Genomic DNA, 17,268 nt, shown 5'->3' on the forward strand with positions numbered 1-17,268 from the left:
GATGCCATGAAACGTTTAGCTCTGATTCTACTGGCTCTGGGGATGAATGCGCAGGCGGCTGCGCTGACCTTAAATGATGCCCGGGCGCAGGGGCGCGTGGGGGAAACACTCAGCGGGTATATTGCCCCGATCCAACAGGATGCAGAAACGCTGGCGCTGGTAAACCGTATTAACGCGGCGCGCACCGAGAGCTATCAGAAGCTGGCCGACAGCAATAATTTACCGGTCGATGAAGTGGCGAAAATGGCGGGGCAAAAACTGGTTGCTCGCGCGCAGCCGGGCGAATACGTGAAGGGAATTAACGGTAAATGGCTGAAAAAATAGCTAGCGGTGGCGCTTGCGGTATTCGCCGGGCGAGACGCCAAAACGCTGCTTAAAGGCCGTTGAAAAATGGCTATGGTCGGTGAACCCCCAGCTGTAGCCAATTCCCGCCAGCTTTTCATCATCCCCGGCAGAGCGCAGCACCTGCGCACAGAGATCCAGCCGACGGTTTTTAATGTACTGCGCGACCACCAGCCCCTTCTCGGCAAACATGCGGTAGAGGCTGCGCACGGACATCCCGCTCTCGGCGGCAATCCACTCCGGGCGCAGAGAGTCAGACTGAATATGATCGTCAATCAGCGCCACGACATGCTGGAACTGGCGTTCCTTGCGCGGCTGAATCACGTCGCGTTGCTGAAACGCGGGGCGCAGCAGGCAGATCATGGCTTCGAGCGCGGCTTCGCTCTCCCGGTCACTCAGGTCGGCGTTGTTCATGCTTTCCATCAGCAGGCGATGGCTCAGCTGTACCGTTGGCAGCGAGCGAGAGAGGGCGAGCGCGCAGCTAATCTCATGGAAACGACACTGTTGCTCAATAATCTGGCGGGGTACCAGCAGCGAAATCTGGCGGGATTTTTCCTGCCAGTTGATTGAGCAGGGCCGGGAGGCGTCAAGCAGCGTGATATCGCCTGTTCGGAGCACAGCGCGACGGTCATCCTGTTCAATTTCCGCACTGCCCTCAAGCTGGAAGACGGTATAGAACCAGGCATCATTACTCTGTTTGATCTCCTGACGGGAGCGGAACAGATTTACGCCGCCGGCGGTGACGGTGCTGAGCTTCAGGCTGCGCGCATAGCTGGTCTCCAGTTCGCCGACGAATTTTCCCCCGGTGGGCTGTGCATTAAAACGCCCGCACACCTGGTTAATCTGCGCCAGCCACTGCTGATACTGTTCCTGCTCGCTTGCACACGCCATCGTTTCTCTCACTGCACCGTCAATGTTTTCGCATTGTTGCATTTATGTTGCGTTTTGTCAGGGCTCTAGGCTGACTATAGGAAAGAACACTCATCGGGAACAGCGATATAAGGTGGAATTATCACGATTTGCGGCACCTGTCACAGGTGGCAAAGCGAATGTCACAGAGACAAAAGCGAGAATGCGAAACCCCTCTTAGACTGGATGAACACCCTGCGAATAATAACGAAGGAGTATCCTATGTCCGAATCCCAGGTGGCTATTCAGCCTGCCGTGCAGCAATTTTTAGACCGACATCATGGCCTGTGGATTGAAGGGCGTCAGGCCGCGTCGGACAGCGAAAAGCGGCTCAACGTCTATAACCCGGCCACGGGCGAGGTGATTGCCTCGACGGCCGATGCCAGCGTCGATGACGTTGACCGTGCCGTCATGTCCGGCTGGCGTGCTTTTGTTGCCCGCAGCTGGGCCGGAAAATTACCGGCGGAGCGCGAGCGGATCCTGCTCCGTTTCGCCGATCTGGTTGAACAGCACAGCGAGGAGTTGGCCCAGCTTGAAACGCTGGAGCAGGGGAAATCGATTAACATTTCCCGTCTCTTTGAAGTGGGTTGTACCCTGAACTGGATGCGCTATACCGCCGGGCTGACCACCAAAATCGCAGGCAAAACCCTCGACCTTTCTATTCCCCTGCCACAGGGGGCGCGTTATCAGGCATGGACACGTAAAGAGCCGGTTGGCGTGGTGGCCGGGATTGTGCCCTGGAACTTCCCGCTGATGATTGGGATGTGGAAAGTGATGCCTGCGCTGGCGGCGGGGTGCTCGATTGTCATCAAGCCATCAGAAACCACGCCGCTGACCATGCTGCGCGTGGCGGAACTGGCCAGCGAAGCGGGCATTCCGGACGGGGTATTCAACGTGGTGACCGGGAGCGGCGCGGTGTGCGGCGCAGCGCTGACCTCGCATCCGCATATTGCAAAGGTGAGCTTTACCGGCTCAACGGCGACGGGCAAGCAAATTGCCCGCGCGGCGGCAGATACCCTGACAGGCGTGACCCTGGAACTGGGGGGCAAAAACCCGGCTATCGTACTCAAAGATGCGGACCCGGCGTGGGTGATCGAAGGCCTGATGACCGGGAGCTTCCTGAACCAGGGACAGGTGTGTGCGGCGAGTTCCCGTATCTACATTGAAGCGCCGCTGTTTGACACGCTGGTCAGCGGCTTCGAACAGGCGGTGAAATCCCTGAGCGTCGGGCCGGGTATGTCCCCGGAAGCATTTATCAACCCGCTGGTGTCGCGTGCGCATTGTGACAAGGTGCAGACTTTCCTCGATGAAGCGCAATCTCGCCACGCAGAGCTGATTGTCGGTAACCGTGGCCCGGAAGGGAAAGGCTATTACGTTTCGCCGACGCTGGTGGTCAACCCGGATGCCGCGCTGCGCTTAACCCGCGAAGAGGTGTTTGGCCCGGTGGTCAATCTGGTGCGCGTTGCCGATGGTGAAGAGGCGCTTCAGCTGGCAAACGACACCGAATATGGCCTGACCGCCAGCGTCTGGACGCAGAATATCAGCAAGGCGCTGGAGTACACCGACAGGCTGCAGGCGGGCACCGTCTGGGTAAACAGCCATACGCTGATCGACGCCAACCTGCCGTTCGGCGGCATGAAGCAGTCCGGCACAGGTCGCGACTTTGGCCCGGACTGGCTGGACGGATGGTGTGAGACGAAGTCGGTTTGCGTGCGGTATTAAGAAACAAGCCGGGTGGCGGCTACGCCTTACCCGGCCTACTTTCTCTGGTTTTGTAGGCCGGGTAAGCGCAGCGCCACCCGGCATTATTCAAAGCGACCACCGATCCCGCCCGGCCTCTTTCGCCCGATAAAGCGCCGCATCGGCGCGGGCGATTATTTCGGTGCCGGCTAACCCCTCCGTCATGCCGGCAATCCCCATGCTCACGGTCACATGGTCGCTGACCGTCGAGGCGCCATGCGGTATGGCCTCCGTGCGCAGCCCGTCCTGAATACGCATGGCAACCTTTTCTGCGATGTTTAGCGGGCAATTGAAAAGGATCACCACAAACTCCTCGCCGCCGTAACGTGATACGACGTCGTCCGGCGTTCGTACCGACTGCTTCAGCACCCGCGCCACGCGCGTCAGGCAGTCATCACCCGCCTGGTGGCCGTAGGTGTCGTTGTAGCGTTTGAAATAGTCGATATCCAGCATAATCAGCGAGAAAGGTTTCTTCTGCTCGACCGCGTTTTCCAGCACCACCTCCATTCTCCGGCGGTTGGCGGTTTTGGTTAGCGGATCCTGATGCGCCAGCGCATCCAGCCGTGAGATCAGCAGTTGATTTTGCTGATTACGACGCCAGGCTTCATCAAACCAGCTCAACAGGATAAAACGCCCGCAGATCAGGATCAGGGTAAACACGCTCCAGATAATGACAAAGTGAAGGTTGAGGCCATCGTTGAGTATCCAGCTTGCGACCGGCAGGGTGATCCAGAGCGGAAGCACAAAGGCGAGTAATCCCTCAGGGTAAAAGTAGAGCGCCGTTAACCCTGCGAGTAACAAAATCACGCACAGCGGCCAGACGTGGGGCAGCAGCAAATAGGTAATAAACAAAAAACAGGATACCGACCAGATGGCGCTACAGATAAAGAGCACCACGCTGATACCCGCAATACGCCGCCAGGCCATCAGGATCAACGCGGCAGAGAGGATAATAATGCCGAGCATCGAGGCATCGACCAGGGTCGTCAGTTGCGGTATATGAGGATAAAGCGGATCGCTGGCCTTAAGCAGGACGTGTCGCAGCAGGATCATCACGGCGAAGCTGACGTTGACGAACGCCAGCCAGGGCAGGTTCATCGCCAGCCCATGCATGACCATCGCGTGGCGCGTCGGCCAGGTAGCGCGTTCCAGTGTCGGTTTTTTTCTTTTTTCCATAAAGCCCTTTCCCGTCCGGGGGATAAATCATGCAGGTGAGATATCTGTAACTATAAGCAAGCATGGACGATCCTCAAACGGCAGGGCAAAAAAAACCGGGCGATTGCCCGGCGGTGGGTTATTTTTCGTCTTTTTTCTTTCCGAGCGTTGGCGTCTCGTCGAAGAAGTTCCACGGTTTAAGCAGGGCATGCACCCATTCCGTTGGCATGATCGGCCACTCTTCCGCGCGGGCGACGTGGGTCGTGCCGGTGGTCATCCAGACCACGTCATCCTGATCGTTAAGCGACTCGTTATCTTTGCTGTACTGTCCCAGTCCCGTGTCGTGGATGGAGCGGTTAGGGAATTTACCCTCCGGATAGCGTTCATCCGGGTGGTAACGGGTCACCCACAGCTGTTTATCCATAAAGCTCAGGCGATGGTAGATCCACTCATCCGGGGCAAATTTCGCGCCGGTTGCCACCGGATGGGTGCCGCCCGCGTAGGGGATAATCTGATACGAGACCGGGTTGCCCATGCGGTTCTCTTTACGGGTGTTGCTCAGCAGGCGAATAGTGCCCGGGTCAAATTTCTGTGCCGCCTGCTGTTCGGTATCAATGTCGTACTGATTGACCTGCATGGTACTGGTGCGCGGGCCACCGGCGGTATTGGGTTTCACTTCCGGATCCATCGCCACCAGCTTGTTGTTAATACCATCGACATCCATATCAAGACGGAAGTTATAGATGTGCTGGTGCGTGGTGCCCACAATGTTGTGGTCAATCAACGTGCCGTAACGGGTATCGTCTTTGGCGGTGGCGTCATGCATGGTTTTGGCCTGAACGCCTTTCACGGCTTCAATACCCGTCGCGCCAGCATCAATGCCGAGGGTGCCGTTCTCATGGAATACCCAGTCGAAGATGTAATCGTAGTTACCGACGGTACTCACCCAGCGCACCACCAGTTCACGACGCTCGGCGCTGACGTTTGGCTGACCCATCTCCTGATGCTTGTATTCCGGCCCGGCATAGCGTTCGAAAATGGCGATTGCGCGCGGGATCTCCATCGGCGCGCCGGTATAGTCCGGGATGGTTTCATTGAGCATCACGGCGTTGGACGGCACGTCTTTACCCCGCACCAGCGGCGAGGTCAGGGTGCCCATGCCGTAGTCGCCGGAGTCGAGATAGGCTTTAAAGTACCAGCCCACGTCCGGATCGCCGTAAGGGACAATCATGCCGCCGAGCGACCCTTGATACATCACCTGACGTTTCTTGCCGTTGTCGTTATACGTGACGGTTGAGATCATCGGGCCCACGCGCGAGTCCAGGCTCAGGTGGAAATCCCAGTTCTGCCAGTGCACTCTGTCGCCGGTTATGGTGTAGTTCTTGCCTTCCGGTTCAATAATGTCGAGCGGTTTTTTCGGTGTCTCTATGCGGTCGCGGCCATCATAGGGACGTGGGGTCAGAGGAACCGGGATAACGGCGCCTTCTTCAATCTTCTGGATCTTCTTCTGCTCAAGGTCGACCACCGCCACCAGGTTTTCAATCGGATGTGCCCAGTAGTTGCCGTCGCCGACATCCAGATAGCTCACCACTTTCAGCAAACGGTCTTCCTGCTTAAGGCCATCCTTACCGTCGAAATAGCCGACGGTCAGCGGCGTGGTAATCACTTTTTTCGGGTCGGTTATGCCGTGCTTTTTAAGCACCTCAGCAAATTCGGTACTGTCGTTAATGATCTGCTGAACCGCGGTGAAATCATCCAACAGCACCATGCCGTGCGCGTCTTTAACCGGTTCCCAGCGCAGAATTTTTTTATCCTTCAGATCCACCAGACTCTCGATGACATGCTTTCCATCGAGCATGACGATCTTCGCCTGGCGAGGGGCATCGACTGCCGTACCGTTGAGCACATAGTCCCACACTTTGGCTTTCTCTGGCTCCGCAAGGGCGATCTGGGTAAAGCGGGTATTCGGTTTAAAATCCGCAGAGGCTTTAACAATCTCTACGGCTTGCTTAATTTCGTCTGCCGTGAGCGCATTTAACGGGTGAGGACTTTTTTCAACCTGGAAGGTCTGATCGAGACCGGACTGGAAAACATCGTTGATGAACGTCTCTGAGATAAAGGCCTTGTTGCCTTTCATCACCACCGGCACCTCAAGCGTGAGGGTTTTACCGTTGACGATAGCGGTTTTTGCGCCCGGTTTGACCTTCACAAAGGCGCCGTCTTTCGCAATGGTGAACATCTGTGCGTAATCGTCCCACTGCACGTCTGCGCCGAAGTCCTGCAGCGTTTTGTCCATCGGGACCATATGCGCCTCGCTGCCGTGGGCGAAAACAGGGGATTGCCAGGCGCAACACAGCGCAACGGCCATGGCCAGTGCCGTTCTACGGGCAGAAAAAGAAGAATTGCTTCCCATCGTAGACCTCATCTTGTTGTGTTTATTGTGTTGTGTCAGCCTTATCCTGACAGACGCCTGAGAAAAGCGTTTGCCTGCATCTGCCAGGTTATTTGTTGCACTTGCCAGGTTAAAAAAAGAGCGGGACGGTGTCACACCCGGCAGGTCGTCGTAGGCCGGGTAAGCATCGCGCCACCCGGCAGGGAAGGCGGTGAAGGTAAGGTGTTAGAATTCACCCCGCTGGCGCGCCACCAGCGTCAGGATGGAGTAGAGCGCAACGGCCTGCTGGTGCTGGTTGAAAATCTCAACCGCCCACTCCACCACGCCCGTCGGTTTTTCTTCCGCGGTGCGCTGCTTCTTCAGCGTTTTGCGTTTGCAGGTGAGGCGCACCTGAATGGTGTCGCCCGGTTTGACCGGCTCGATAAAGCGCAGGTTTTCCATACCGTAATTGGCAATCACCGGTCCGACCCCCGCATCGACGAACAGTCCCGCTGCGGCGGAGATCAGGAAGTAACCGTGAACCACCCGTTCGCCAAAGATCGACTCTGCCGCACCAATCTTGTCCATATGGGCGTAGAAGTGATCCCCGCTCAGACAGGCAAAGTTCACAATATCCGCTTCCGTCAGGGTGCGACGCGGCGTCAGCAGGCTGTCGCCCGGCTGCAGCTCCTCAAAGTATTTGCGGAACGGATGCACGCGATCTTCCTGCACGGTTGCGCCGCGCACCCACTGCTTGCCAATGGCCGCCAGCATGGTCGGACTGCCCTGAATCGCCGTGCGCTGCAGGTAGTGCTTCACCGCGCGCAGGCCGCCCAGTTCCTCACCACCGCCCGCGCGACCGGGCCCGCCGTGCACCAGCTGCGGCAGCGGGGAGCCGTGGCCGGTGGACTCTTTGGAGGATTCCTCGTTGAGGATCTGAATACGACCGTGGGCACGTGCCGCACCGGCAATGAACTGGCGGGCAAGGGCTAAATCAGCGGTAACCAGCGTTCCTGCGAGGCTGCCGCCGCCCGCGCGGGCAAGCGCCATCGCGTGCTCTGTATGGCGATACGGCATCAGCGTCGCTACCGGGCCGAAAGCTTCAGTTGAGTGCACCGCAGGGGTTTCGTCCGGCTGCGGACAGAACAACAGGGTCGGTGGGAAGAACGCGCCCGCGGCCTGTAAATCCGCTTTGCCACCCAGACGGATCTGGCATCCCGCCGTAACCAACAGGTCCACTTTCTCCTGCACGTCGGCGCGCTGTTCGGCATTCACCAGCGCGCCCATCTTCACCCCGTCCTGCGCCGGATCACCCACCACCACTTTTTCCAGCCGGGCAATCAGCGCCTGGCTGACGGCATCAATCTGATTCTGGGGGACGATGATACGGCGGATAGCGGTACATTTTTGTCCGGCTTTGGCGGTCATCTCGCGAACGACTTCCCGGATAAACAGGGCAAACTCCGGCTGCTCCGCCGTGACGTCTTCACCCAGCACGCAGCAGTTCAGGGAGTCGGCCTCCATGGTGAACGGTATCGCGTTCGCCACAATATTCGGGTGAACGCGCAGGCTTTGCCCGGTACTGGCGGAGCCGGTAAAAGTCACCACGTCCTGGCTGTCGAGATGGTCAAGCAGGTCTCCCGCGCTGCCGCAAATCAGGCTAATGGCGCCGTCCGGCACCAGTCCGCTGTCCACGATAGATTTCACCATCGCCTGTGTCACCTGCGCGGTGGCGGTGGCCGGTTTAATGATGGCGGGCATCCCGGCAAGCCAGGTCGGCGCCAGCTTTTCCAGCATCCCCCAGCAAGGGAAGTTAAAGGCGTTGATATGTACCGCCACGCCGGATTTCGAGGTCAGAACGTGGCGAGCGGCAAAACCGCCTTCTTTTGACAGCGGGATCAACTCATCTTCCGGCCACAGCGTGTCATCCGGCAGCTCCCGGCTGCCCAGGCTTGCGTAAGTAAAGAGGGTGCCGATCCCGCCTTCAATATCCACCCAGCTGTCCGCTTTCGTCGCCCCGGTCTGGGCGGAGAGGGCATAGAACGTCTCTTTTTCGCTAAGCAGGTGTTTCGCTACCGCTTTCAGCATGGCTGCACGTTCAATAAAGGTCATCTTATGAAGCGCTTCGCCACCGCGCTCAATCGCATAGCGACGAGCGGCCGCCATATCCAGCCCTTCGCTAGTGACTTCCCACAATGCTTCGCCGCTGATGGCGTGATGAATGGCGCGTTCACGGCCCCGGCCAGACTGCCAGGTACCGGACAAGAAGCTGGCTAACTGCTGCATCGCTTATCTCCAAATGTTACGTAATTTCACCATTAATAGTTTAATTATGAATCATAAAAAGCAAGCTGAGATTTTAATGAATTGTTAATGCTGTGATCTGGCCTGATGAATTGCAGTCCGTCAGACCGCTTTCTGCAAGGGCAGTAGCAAAAGCCTTGCGAGCACCATCACAAAACAAGGAAACAATTCTTGGGGTTATATTTAACCTTTGTGTAACTTTTAAAAAAAAGTGATTCATCATTTCGCTTTAATTTGCAAACTAACGAATCATAAAGGTGATGACGTGACGCAAGAACAACGGTTTGAGCAGCGCATAGCGCAGGAGACGGCGATTGAGCCTCAGGACTGGATGCCTGACGCCTACCGTAAAACGTTGATCCGCCAGATTGGTCAGCATGCGCATTCCGAAATCGTCGGCATGCTGCCGGAAGGTAACTGGATCACCCGCGCACCCACGCTGCGCCGAAAAGCGATTCTGCTGGCGAAAGTACAGGATGAAGCCGGACACGGACTTTACCTCTACAGCGCGGCAGAAACGCTGGGCTGCGCACGGGAAGACATCTACCAGAAGATGCTCGACGGCAAGATGAAGTACTCCTCCATTTTTAACTATCCCACCCTGAGCTGGGCCGACATCGGTGTCATCGGCTGGCTGGTGGACGGGGCTGCCATCGTCAATCAGGTGGCGCTGTGCCGCACCTCTTACGGTCCGTATGCCCGGGCGATGGTGAAAATCTGCAAAGAAGAGAGCTTCCACCAGCGTCAGGGCTTTGAAGCCTGCATGGCGCTGGCCCAGGGAAGTGACGCGCAGCGCCAGATGCTGCAGGACGCCATCAATCGCTTCTGGTGGCCTGCGCTGATGATGTTCGGGCCGAACGACGATAACTCGCCAAACAGCGCCCGCAGCCTGGCCTGGAAAATCAAACGCTTCGGAAACGACGAGCTGCGTCAGCGTTTTGTCGACAACACGGTGCCGCAGGTGGCGATGCTGGGGATGACGGTGCCGGATCCCGACCTGCGTTTTGATGAAGAGAGCGGTCACTACCGCTTCGGCGAAATCGACTGGCAGGAATTTGAAGAGGTGATTAACGGGCGCGGCATCTGCAACCACGAACGGCTGGCCGCGAAACGTAAAGCCTGGGAAGACGGGGCGTGGGTGCGGGAAGCCGCCCTGGCCCACGCAGAAAAACAACGCGCCCGTCAGGCCGCATAAGAGGAAATAATCATGAGCAATGTCTACTGGCCGCTGTACGAAGTGTTCGTACGCAGCAAACAAGGGTTGTCCCACCGTCACGTGGGCAGCCTGCATGCCGCCGACGATCGCATGGCGCTGGAAAATGCGCGCGATGCTTACACCCGTCGCAGTGAAGGATGTTCTATCTGGGTGGTGAAGGCGAGCGAAATTATTGCCTCCCAGCCGGAAGAGAGCGGCGAATTTTTCGATCCGGCGGAAAGCAAGGTTTACCGCCATCCGACGTTCTACACCATCCCCGATGGCATCGAGCACATGTGAGGCGAAGGATGAAAACAGTCACAGCCTATGCCCTGCGTCTGGGCGACAGCGGTCTGGTGCTCTCCCAGCGTCTGGGTGCCTGGTGCGGCCACGCGCCGGAGCTGGAGATCGATCTCGCGCTGGCCAATATCGGTCTTGATCTGCTGGGCCAGGCGCGCAATTTCCTGGCCTACGCCGCTGAATGTGAAGGTGAGGGCGACGAAGATACCCTGGCGTTTGGGCGCGACGAGCGCCAGTTCCGCAATGTCCTGCTGGTGGAGCAACCCAACGGCAATTTCGCCGACACGATTGCCCGTCAGTACCTGATGGATGCCTGGAACGTGGCGCTGTATGAGCGCCTGACCCGCAGCACTGACGGCCAGCTTGCCGCCATCGCCGCCAAAGCGATCAAAGAGGCGCGCTACCACCTGCGCTTTAGCCGCGGCTGGCTGGTACGCCTGGGCGACGGGACCGAAACGTCCGCACAAAAAATGCAGCAGGCCATCGATAATCTGTGGCGCTTTACGGCAGAGCTGTTTGACGCCGATGACGTTGAGCTGGCGCTGATAGATTCCGGCGTGGCGGTGGACCCACGCACCCTGCGCCAGCCGTGGGAAAGCGAAGTGTATGCCGGTCTTAAAGAAGCCAGCCTGAGCGTACCCGACGAGGTGGCGTACCGCACCGGGGGTAAGAAGGGACTGCATACCGAACATCTGGGGCCGATGCTGGCAGAAATGCAGTATCTCCAGCGCGCGTATCCCGGTCAGCAGTGGTAAAGGAGAACGCTATGCAACGTCTCGTCGACATCGCACCGGCGCAAATCCCGCAGATCTGGTCGCTGTTAAGCCAGATCCCGGACCCGGAAGTGCCGGTATTAACCATCACCGACTTAGGCATGGTGCGCAGCGTCAAGGCACAGGGGGAAGGCTGGGTGATTGGCTTCACGCCAACCTATTCGGGCTGCCCGGCAACGGAACACCTGCTGGGGGCGATCCGCGACGTGATGACCGCGCATGGCTTTACCCCGGTGCACATTGTGCTCCAGCTTGACCCTGCCTGGACCACCGACTGGATGACCGCCGACGCGCGCGAACGCCTGCGGGCTTACGGCATCAGCCCGCCCGTGGGGCATAGCTGCCACGCGCACGCACCTTTGGAGGTGAGCTGCCCGCGCTGCGCCAGTACCGACACCGCGCTAATCAGTGAATTTGGTTCGACGGCCTGCAAAGCGCTTTACCGCTGCAACACCTGCCGCGAACCCTTCGACTATTTCAAATGCATTTGAGGCTGCCATGACAACGTTTCATTCATTAACAGTGGCAAAAGTGGAACCCGAAACCCGCGACGCGGTGACCATCACGTTTGCGGTGCCGCAGGCGCTGCAGGAAGCCTACCGCTTTCGCCCCGGACAGCACCTGACGCTGAAAACGAAGCTGGGCGGGGACGAGCTGCGCCGCTGTTACTCTATCTGCCGGATTACCGCGCCGGGTGAGATCAGCGTGGCGGTCAAAGCCATCGAAGGCGGGCGTTTTTCCCGCTATGCCCGGGATGAGATCAAAGCAGGCATGGCGCTGGAGGTGATGGTTCCGCAGGGGCAATTTGGCTATCAGCCGCAGGCCGAACGTGAAGGCCACTACCTGGCGATAGCCGCAGGCTCCGGCATCACCCCGATGCTGGCGATCCTCTCCGCCACGCTGGCCACCGAACCGAACAGCCATTTCACTCTGATTTACGGCAACCGCAGCAGCCAGAGCATGATGTTCCGCCAGGCGCTGGCGGACCTGAAAGATAAATATCCGCAGCGGCTGCAGCTGGTCTCCATCTTCAGCCAGGAGCGGCTGGACAGCGATCTGCTGTATGGCCGCATCGACGGGGAAAAGCTGCAGGCGCTGGCGAAAATCCTGATCAACTTCCGTCAGTACGACGACGCGTTTATCTGCGGCCCCTCGTCGATGATGGACGAGGCCGAAGCCGCGCTGAAGGCGCTGGGGATGTCGGAAAAATCCATTCACCTTGAGCGCTTTAATACGCCGGGGACCGCCGTGAAACGCACGGTAAACGTGCAGGCGGAAGGACAGAAAGTGACCGTGCGACAGGACGGGCGCGACCGCGAAATTACCCTGACGGCAGACGACGAAAGCATCCTCGATGCTGCCCTGCGTCAGGGGGCGGACCTGCCTTATGCCTGTAAAGGCGGCGTGTGCGCGACCTGTAAATGCAAAGTGCTGCGCGGGAAGGTGGACATGGCGACCAACTACAGTCTGGAGCCGGACGAGCTGGCCGCCGGGTATGTGCTGAGCTGTCAGTCACTGCCGCTCACCGCCGACGTGATCGTCGACTTTGACGCAAAGGGGATGGCATGAGCGAACTGACTGTTACCCGTCATGGCCGCGTGCTGCAGCTGACGCTGAACCGTCCGGCGGCGCGTAATGCCCTGAATAACGCCCTGTTGACGCAATTAGCCGACGCGCTGGAAAGCGCTGCGGTTGATGCCGACATCTCGGCCTGTGTGATCTACGGCAACGAACGCTGCTTTGCCGCCGGGGCCGATCTCAACGAAATGGCAGAGAAAGACCTGCCAGCCACCCTGAACGATATCCGCCCGCAACTGTGGGCGCGCATTAACGCGTTTAACAAACCGCTGATCGCCGCCGTCAACGGTTTCGCGCTGGGCGCCGGATGTGAACTTGCGCTGCTGTGCGACGTGGTGATTGCCGGGGATAACGCACGATTTGGCCTGCCGGAAATCACCCTCGGCATTATGCCGGGGGCGGGCGGTACCCAGCGACTGATCCGCAGCGTCGGTAAATCCCTTGCCAGCAAAATGGTGCTGACCGGAGAGAGCATTACTGCGCAGCAGGCGATGAGCACCGGGCTGGTCAGCGATGTCTTCCCGGCATCCCTGACGCTGGAGTATGCCCTGAAGCAGGCGGCAGTGATGGCGCGCCATTCCCCGCTGGCGCTGCAGGCGGCGAAACAGGCGCTTCGTCAGTCTCAGGAGGTGCCTCTGCAGGCTGGCCTGATGCAGGAGCGTCAGCTTTTTACGCTGCTCTCTGCCACCGAAGACCGCCGGGAAGGTATCGACGCTTTCTTGCAAAAACGCACCCCCGACTTTAAAGGACGCTAATTGTGGAATGTATTCTCAGTCAAGTAGAACAGGGCGTAATGACCATTACGCTGAACCGTCCGGAGCGTCTGAACAGCTTTAATGACGTGATGCATCAGCAGCTTGCAGAATGCCTGAAACAGGCCGAGCGCGATGACACCATCCGCTGCCTGCTGATCACCGGCGCAGGGCGCGGTTTTTGCGCCGGGCAGGATTTGAACGACCGCAACGTCGACCCCAACGGCCCGGCACCGGACCTGGGGATGTCGGTTGAAACCTTCTATAACCCCCTGGTACGCCGCCTGGCAAAACTGCCGAAGCCGGTCATTTGTGCAGTCAACGGCGTAGCGGCCGGCGCGGGCGCCACGCTGGCGCTCGGCTGCGACATGGTGATTGCCGCCCGTTCTGCCAACTTTGTGATGGCCTTCAGCAAGCTCGGCTTAGTGCCGGACTGCGGCGGCACCTGGCTGCTGCCACGCGTGGCCGGACGTGCCCGCGCCATGGGACTGGCGCTGCTCGGCGATAAACTCAGCGCCGAACAGGCGCAGGCGTGGGGAATGATCTGGCAGGTGGTGGATGACGACCAGCTCTCCACTACCGCGCAGCAGATGGCGCTGCACTTTGCGTCTCAGCCAACCTTTGGGCTGGGGCTGATCAAGCAGGCCATTAACGCCGCGGAAACCAACACCCTGGATGCCCAGCTTGACCTGGAGCGCGACTATCAACGTCTGGCCGGTCGCAGCGACGACTACCGCGAAGGCGTCAGCGCTTTCCTGGCGAAGCGCACGCCGAACTTTACGGGGAAATAAGATGCTGAACATACGCACGGTCGCCGTGATTGGCAGCGGCACGATGGGCGCGGGCATTGCCGAAGTTGCCGCCAGCCACGGCCATCAGGTTCTGCTTTATGACATCGCCGAAGATGCGATTTCACGCGCCATCGACGGGATTCGCCAGCGTCTGGCTTCCCGGGTAACGCGCGGAAAGCTCTCCGCCGATGCCAGCGCCCAGATCCTGGCCCGACTGCTTCCGGTGACGGATATCACCGCGCTTTCCGCGGCCGAACTGGTGATTGAAGCGGCCTCCGAACGGCTGGAGGTGAAAAAGGCGTTGTTTGCGCAGCTGGCGGAGATCTGTCCGCCCCAGACGCTGCTGACCAGCAACACATCGTCCATTTCCGTCACGGCGATTGCGGCAGACGTGAATCATCCGGAGCGCGTGGCGGGGCTGCACTTCTTTAACCCCGCGCCGGTGATGAAGCTGGTGGAGGTGGTCAGCGGGCTGGCGACCTCTGCGGAAGTGGCAGACGCGCTGTGTGAACTGGCGCTGAACTGGGGTAAACAACCCGTTCGCTGCCAGTCAACGCCTGGGTTCATCGTCAACCGCGTCGCGCGCCCGTTTTATTCCGAAGCCTGGCGTGCGCTTGAAGAGCAGGTCGCCCCACCGGAGGTGATTGACGCTGCGCTGCGCGAGGGCGGCGGTTTTCCGATGGGGCCGCTGGAGCTGACCGACCTGATTGGTCAGGACGTCAACTTTGCGGTGACCTGCTCGGTGTTTAACGCCTTCTGGCAGGAGCGTCGTTTCCTGCCTTCGCTGGTGCAGCAGGAGCTGGTGCTGGCCGGAAGGCTGGGTAAAAAGAGCGGAAAAGGGGTTTACGACTGGCAGGGGGAGAAACCCGTCGTGCAGTGGGTTGAGACCGTAAATGACAGCTACAGCCCGATGCGCGTGGAAAAAAGACGTGACGGTGTCACAGAAATTGATGATGTGTATCTGGTTGAAACGCAGGGGGAAACCGCTCAGGCACTGGCGCTGCGCCTCAACGGCCCGGTAGTGGTGATGGACCGTATTGAGCGTGACGTGGCGGTGATTGCGGCGGCCGCCAGCAACCCGCACACCGCGACGCAAAAAGCCATCCGCTACCTGCAACAGCAGGGGCACCGGGTGGTGCAAATTGCCGATTATCCCGGTCTGCTGGTCTGGCGCACGCTGGCAATGATTGCTAACGAAGCGCTGGATGCCCTGCAAAAGGGGGTCGCCAGCGAGAAGGATATCGACACCGCCATGCGTCTGGGCGTGAACTACCCGAGCGGCCCGATCGCGTGGGGCGAGCGTCTGGGCTGGCAGCGCCTGCTGACCCTGCTGGAGAACCTGCAACGACATTACGGCGAAGAACGTTATCGCCCCTGTTCACTGCTGCGCCAGCGGGCGCTTCTGGAGAGTAGCTATGAGTCATAACGCCTGGCATAACGCCCGCACGATGTACGAAAAGGACGCCTGCGCGCAGGCGATGGGGATGGACATTGTCGATATGGACGAGGGCTACGCGGTGGTGACCATGACCATCACCCCGCAGATGCTCAACGGCCACAAAACCTGTCACGGCGGCCAACTTTTTTCGCTGGCAGACACCGCCTTTGCCTACGCCTGCAACAGCCAGGGGCTGGCGGCGGTGGCCTCCGGCTGCTCGATCGATTTTCTGCGTCCGGGCTTTGCCGGAGATAAGCTCACCGCCACCGCGCGGGTGATGCATCAGGGCAAACTGACCGGCGTGTACGACATTGAAATTCAGAACCAGCAACAGAAAACCGTCGCCCTGTTCCGCGGAAAATCACACCGCATCGGCGGCACTGTCACAGGAGAGGCCTGATGCGTGACGCATTTATTTGTGATGGCGTTCGAACGCCAGTGGGGCGCTACGCCGGCGCGCTTTCTGCCGTGCGAACGGACGATCTCGGTGCCGTACCGCTGCGTGCGCTGCTGGACCGCTACCCGCAGCTCGACCTGGAACGGATTGATGATGTGATTTTCGGGTGCGCCAACCAGGCGGGGGAAGATAACCGCAACGTGGCGCGAATGTCGGCGCTGCTGGCCGGATTGCCGCAGACGGTATCCGGAACCACCATTAACCGCCTGTGCGGCTCGGGTCTGGACGCAATAGGCTTCGCTGCTCGCGCTATTAAAGCAGGTGATGGCGACCTGCTGATGGCGGGCGGCGTCGAGTCCATGTCCCGCGCACCGTTTGTGATGGGGAAAGCCACCGCCGCGTTTCAGCGCCAGGCGGAGATCTTTGATACCACCATCGGCTGGCGATTTGTGAATCCGCTCATGCATCAGCAATTCGGAACTGACAGTATGCCGGAAACGGCAGAGAATGTAGCTGAATTGTTAAATGTCAGCCGTGCCGATCAGGACGCGTTCGCGCTGCGCAGCCAGCAACGAACCGCTCTGGCGCAACAGAACGGCATTCTGGCGCAGGAAATCGTGCCGGTACGGGTACCGGGTAAAAAAGGGACGGTCACCGAATTCAGCGTGGATGAACATCCGCGCGCAGAGACCACGCTCGAACAGCTTTCCGGGCTGAAAACGCCGTTCCGTAAGAACGGGGTGGTGACGGCGGGGAATGCGTCCGGCGTCAACGACGGTGCGGCGGCGTTAATCATCGCCAGCGAGAAAATGGCGCTGGCGCAGGGATTAATCCCCCGCACGCGGATCGTGGCGATGGCAACGGCAGGCGTGGAGCCACGTTTAATGGGGCTCGGACCGGTGCCTGCCACCCGCCGGGTGCTGGAGCGTGCCGGTCTCAGCATCAACGATATGGACGTCATCGAACTCAACGAAGCCTTCGCCGCGCAGGCGCTGGGCGTCCTGCGTCAGCTGGGTTTGCCGGATGATGCCGCGCACGTTAACCCGAACGGCGGCGCGATTGCGCTGGGCCATCCGCTGGGAATGAGCGGGGCCAGACTGGCGCTGGCCGCGAGTAATGAATTGCATCGACGCAACGGGCGCTACGCGCTCTGTACGATGTGCATCGGTGTGGGTCAGGGCATTGCCATGATCCTTGAGCGTGTTTGATCAAATTTCACTGTG

The 17,268-nt window shown here is 59.3% G+C and carries 16 protein-coding genes; 12 read left to right on the forward strand and 4 right to left on the reverse strand.

Annotated features, from left to right (window positions below):
* The first annotated feature begins 6 nt into the window (after positions 1-6).
* Positions 7-324 (forward strand): YdbL family probable chaperone protein, encoded by a 318-nt coding sequence (locus tag BFV64_RS10640; protein ID WP_023330315.1) that lies wholly within the window; start codon positions 7-9, stop codon positions 322-324.
* Here the strand turns inward: BFV64_RS10640 and feaR are convergent, their stop codons facing one another.
* A complete protein-coding gene (feaR, locus tag BFV64_RS10645) occupies positions 325-1,233 on the reverse strand; it encodes a transcriptional regulator FeaR (RefSeq protein ID WP_059373669.1) in 909 nt (302 codons plus the stop codon).
* Between the two features lie 240 nt (positions 1,234-1,473).
* Here feaR and BFV64_RS10650 point away from each other — a divergent pair, with 240 nt between their 5' ends.
* The gene (locus BFV64_RS10650; protein ID WP_014883694.1) at positions 1,474-2,973 is read left to right on the forward strand and encodes an aldehyde dehydrogenase family protein; all 1,500 of its coding nucleotides are present in this window, start codon (positions 1,474-1,476) and stop codon (positions 2,971-2,973) included.
* An 87-nt stretch (positions 2,974-3,060) separates the two neighbouring features.
* Here the strand turns inward: BFV64_RS10650 and BFV64_RS10655 are convergent, their stop codons facing one another.
* The 3 genes from BFV64_RS10655 to paaZ form a co-directional block, all read right to left on the reverse strand.
* Entirely contained in the window at positions 3,061-4,167 is a 1,107-nt protein-coding gene (locus BFV64_RS10655) for a GGDEF domain-containing protein (protein ID WP_023330317.1), read from the reverse strand.
* A gap of 118 nt (positions 4,168-4,285) precedes the next feature.
* On the reverse strand, positions 4,286-6,559 hold the full coding sequence (tynA, locus tag BFV64_RS10660) for a primary-amine oxidase (RefSeq protein ID WP_023338290.1): 2,274 nt from the start codon (positions 6,557-6,559) through the stop codon (positions 4,286-4,288).
* Positions 6,560-6,763: 204 nt separating this feature from the next.
* Entirely contained in the window at positions 6,764-8,803 is a 2,040-nt protein-coding gene (gene paaZ / locus BFV64_RS10665) for a phenylacetic acid degradation bifunctional protein PaaZ (RefSeq protein WP_014883697.1), read from the reverse strand.
* Positions 8,804-9,086: 283 nt separating this feature from the next.
* Between paaZ and paaA the strand changes: the two genes are divergently transcribed.
* The 10 genes from paaA to pcaF are packed head-to-tail and all read left to right on the forward strand — an operon-like array spanning position 9,087 to position 17,253.
* Positions 9,087-10,016 carry a 1,2-phenylacetyl-CoA epoxidase subunit PaaA gene (gene paaA, locus BFV64_RS10670; RefSeq protein WP_045135012.1) on the forward strand — a complete coding sequence of 310 codons (930 nt, stop codon included), beginning with the start codon at positions 9,087-9,089 and terminating at the stop codon, positions 10,014-10,016.
* Positions 10,017-10,028: 12 nt separating this feature from the next.
* On the forward strand, positions 10,029-10,316 hold the full coding sequence (gene paaB, locus BFV64_RS10675) for a 1,2-phenylacetyl-CoA epoxidase subunit PaaB (RefSeq protein WP_006175064.1): 288 nt from the start codon (positions 10,029-10,031) through the stop codon (positions 10,314-10,316).
* A gap of 8 nt (positions 10,317-10,324) precedes the next feature.
* Positions 10,325-11,071, forward strand: coding sequence for a 1,2-phenylacetyl-CoA epoxidase subunit PaaC (paaC, locus tag BFV64_RS10680; RefSeq protein WP_059373247.1), 747 nt, complete (start codon positions 10,325-10,327; stop codon positions 11,069-11,071).
* 11 nt (positions 11,072-11,082) lie between these two features.
* Positions 11,083-11,580: a 1,2-phenylacetyl-CoA epoxidase subunit PaaD gene (gene paaD / locus BFV64_RS10685; protein WP_014883700.1), complete on the forward strand. Its 498-nt coding sequence runs from the start codon at positions 11,083-11,085 to the stop codon at positions 11,578-11,580.
* A gap of 7 nt (positions 11,581-11,587) precedes the next feature.
* Positions 11,588-12,658: a 1,2-phenylacetyl-CoA epoxidase subunit PaaE gene (gene paaE, locus BFV64_RS10690; RefSeq protein WP_069602055.1), complete on the forward strand. Its 1,071-nt coding sequence runs from the start codon at positions 11,588-11,590 to the stop codon at positions 12,656-12,658.
* Positions 12,655-13,422 carry a 2,3-dehydroadipyl-CoA hydratase PaaF gene (gene paaF / locus BFV64_RS10695; protein ID WP_063943086.1) on the forward strand — a complete coding sequence of 256 codons (768 nt, stop codon included), beginning with the start codon at positions 12,655-12,657 and terminating at the stop codon, positions 13,420-13,422. Before paaE ends, paaF begins: the two co-directional genes overlap by 4 nt.
* On the forward strand, positions 13,422-14,210 hold the full coding sequence (gene paaG / locus BFV64_RS10700; protein ID WP_100246810.1) for a 2-(1,2-epoxy-1,2-dihydrophenyl)acetyl-CoA isomerase PaaG: 789 nt from the start codon (positions 13,422-13,424) through the stop codon (positions 14,208-14,210). The genes paaF and paaG overlap by 1 nt, the downstream gene beginning before the upstream one ends.
* A 1-nt stretch (position 14,211) precedes the next feature.
* On the forward strand, positions 14,212-15,636 hold the full coding sequence (gene paaH / locus BFV64_RS10705) for a 3-hydroxyacyl-CoA dehydrogenase PaaH (RefSeq protein WP_063613997.1): 1,425 nt from the start codon (positions 14,212-14,214) through the stop codon (positions 15,634-15,636).
* The gene (gene paaI, locus BFV64_RS10710; RefSeq protein WP_014883705.1) at positions 15,626-16,048 is read left to right on the forward strand and encodes a hydroxyphenylacetyl-CoA thioesterase PaaI; all 423 of its coding nucleotides are present in this window, start codon (positions 15,626-15,628) and stop codon (positions 16,046-16,048) included. Before paaH ends, paaI begins: the two co-directional genes overlap by 11 nt.
* Positions 16,048-17,253 (forward strand): 3-oxoadipyl-CoA thiolase, encoded by a 1,206-nt coding sequence (gene pcaF, locus BFV64_RS10715; RefSeq protein ID WP_045135015.1) that lies wholly within the window; start codon positions 16,048-16,050, stop codon positions 17,251-17,253. The genes paaI and pcaF overlap by 1 nt, the downstream gene beginning before the upstream one ends.
* The last annotated feature ends 15 nt before the right edge of the window (positions 17,254-17,268 follow it).

Source organism: Enterobacter kobei (assembly GCF_001729765.1).
Classification (GTDB): Bacteria; Pseudomonadota; Gammaproteobacteria; order Enterobacterales; family Enterobacteriaceae; genus Enterobacter; species Enterobacter kobei.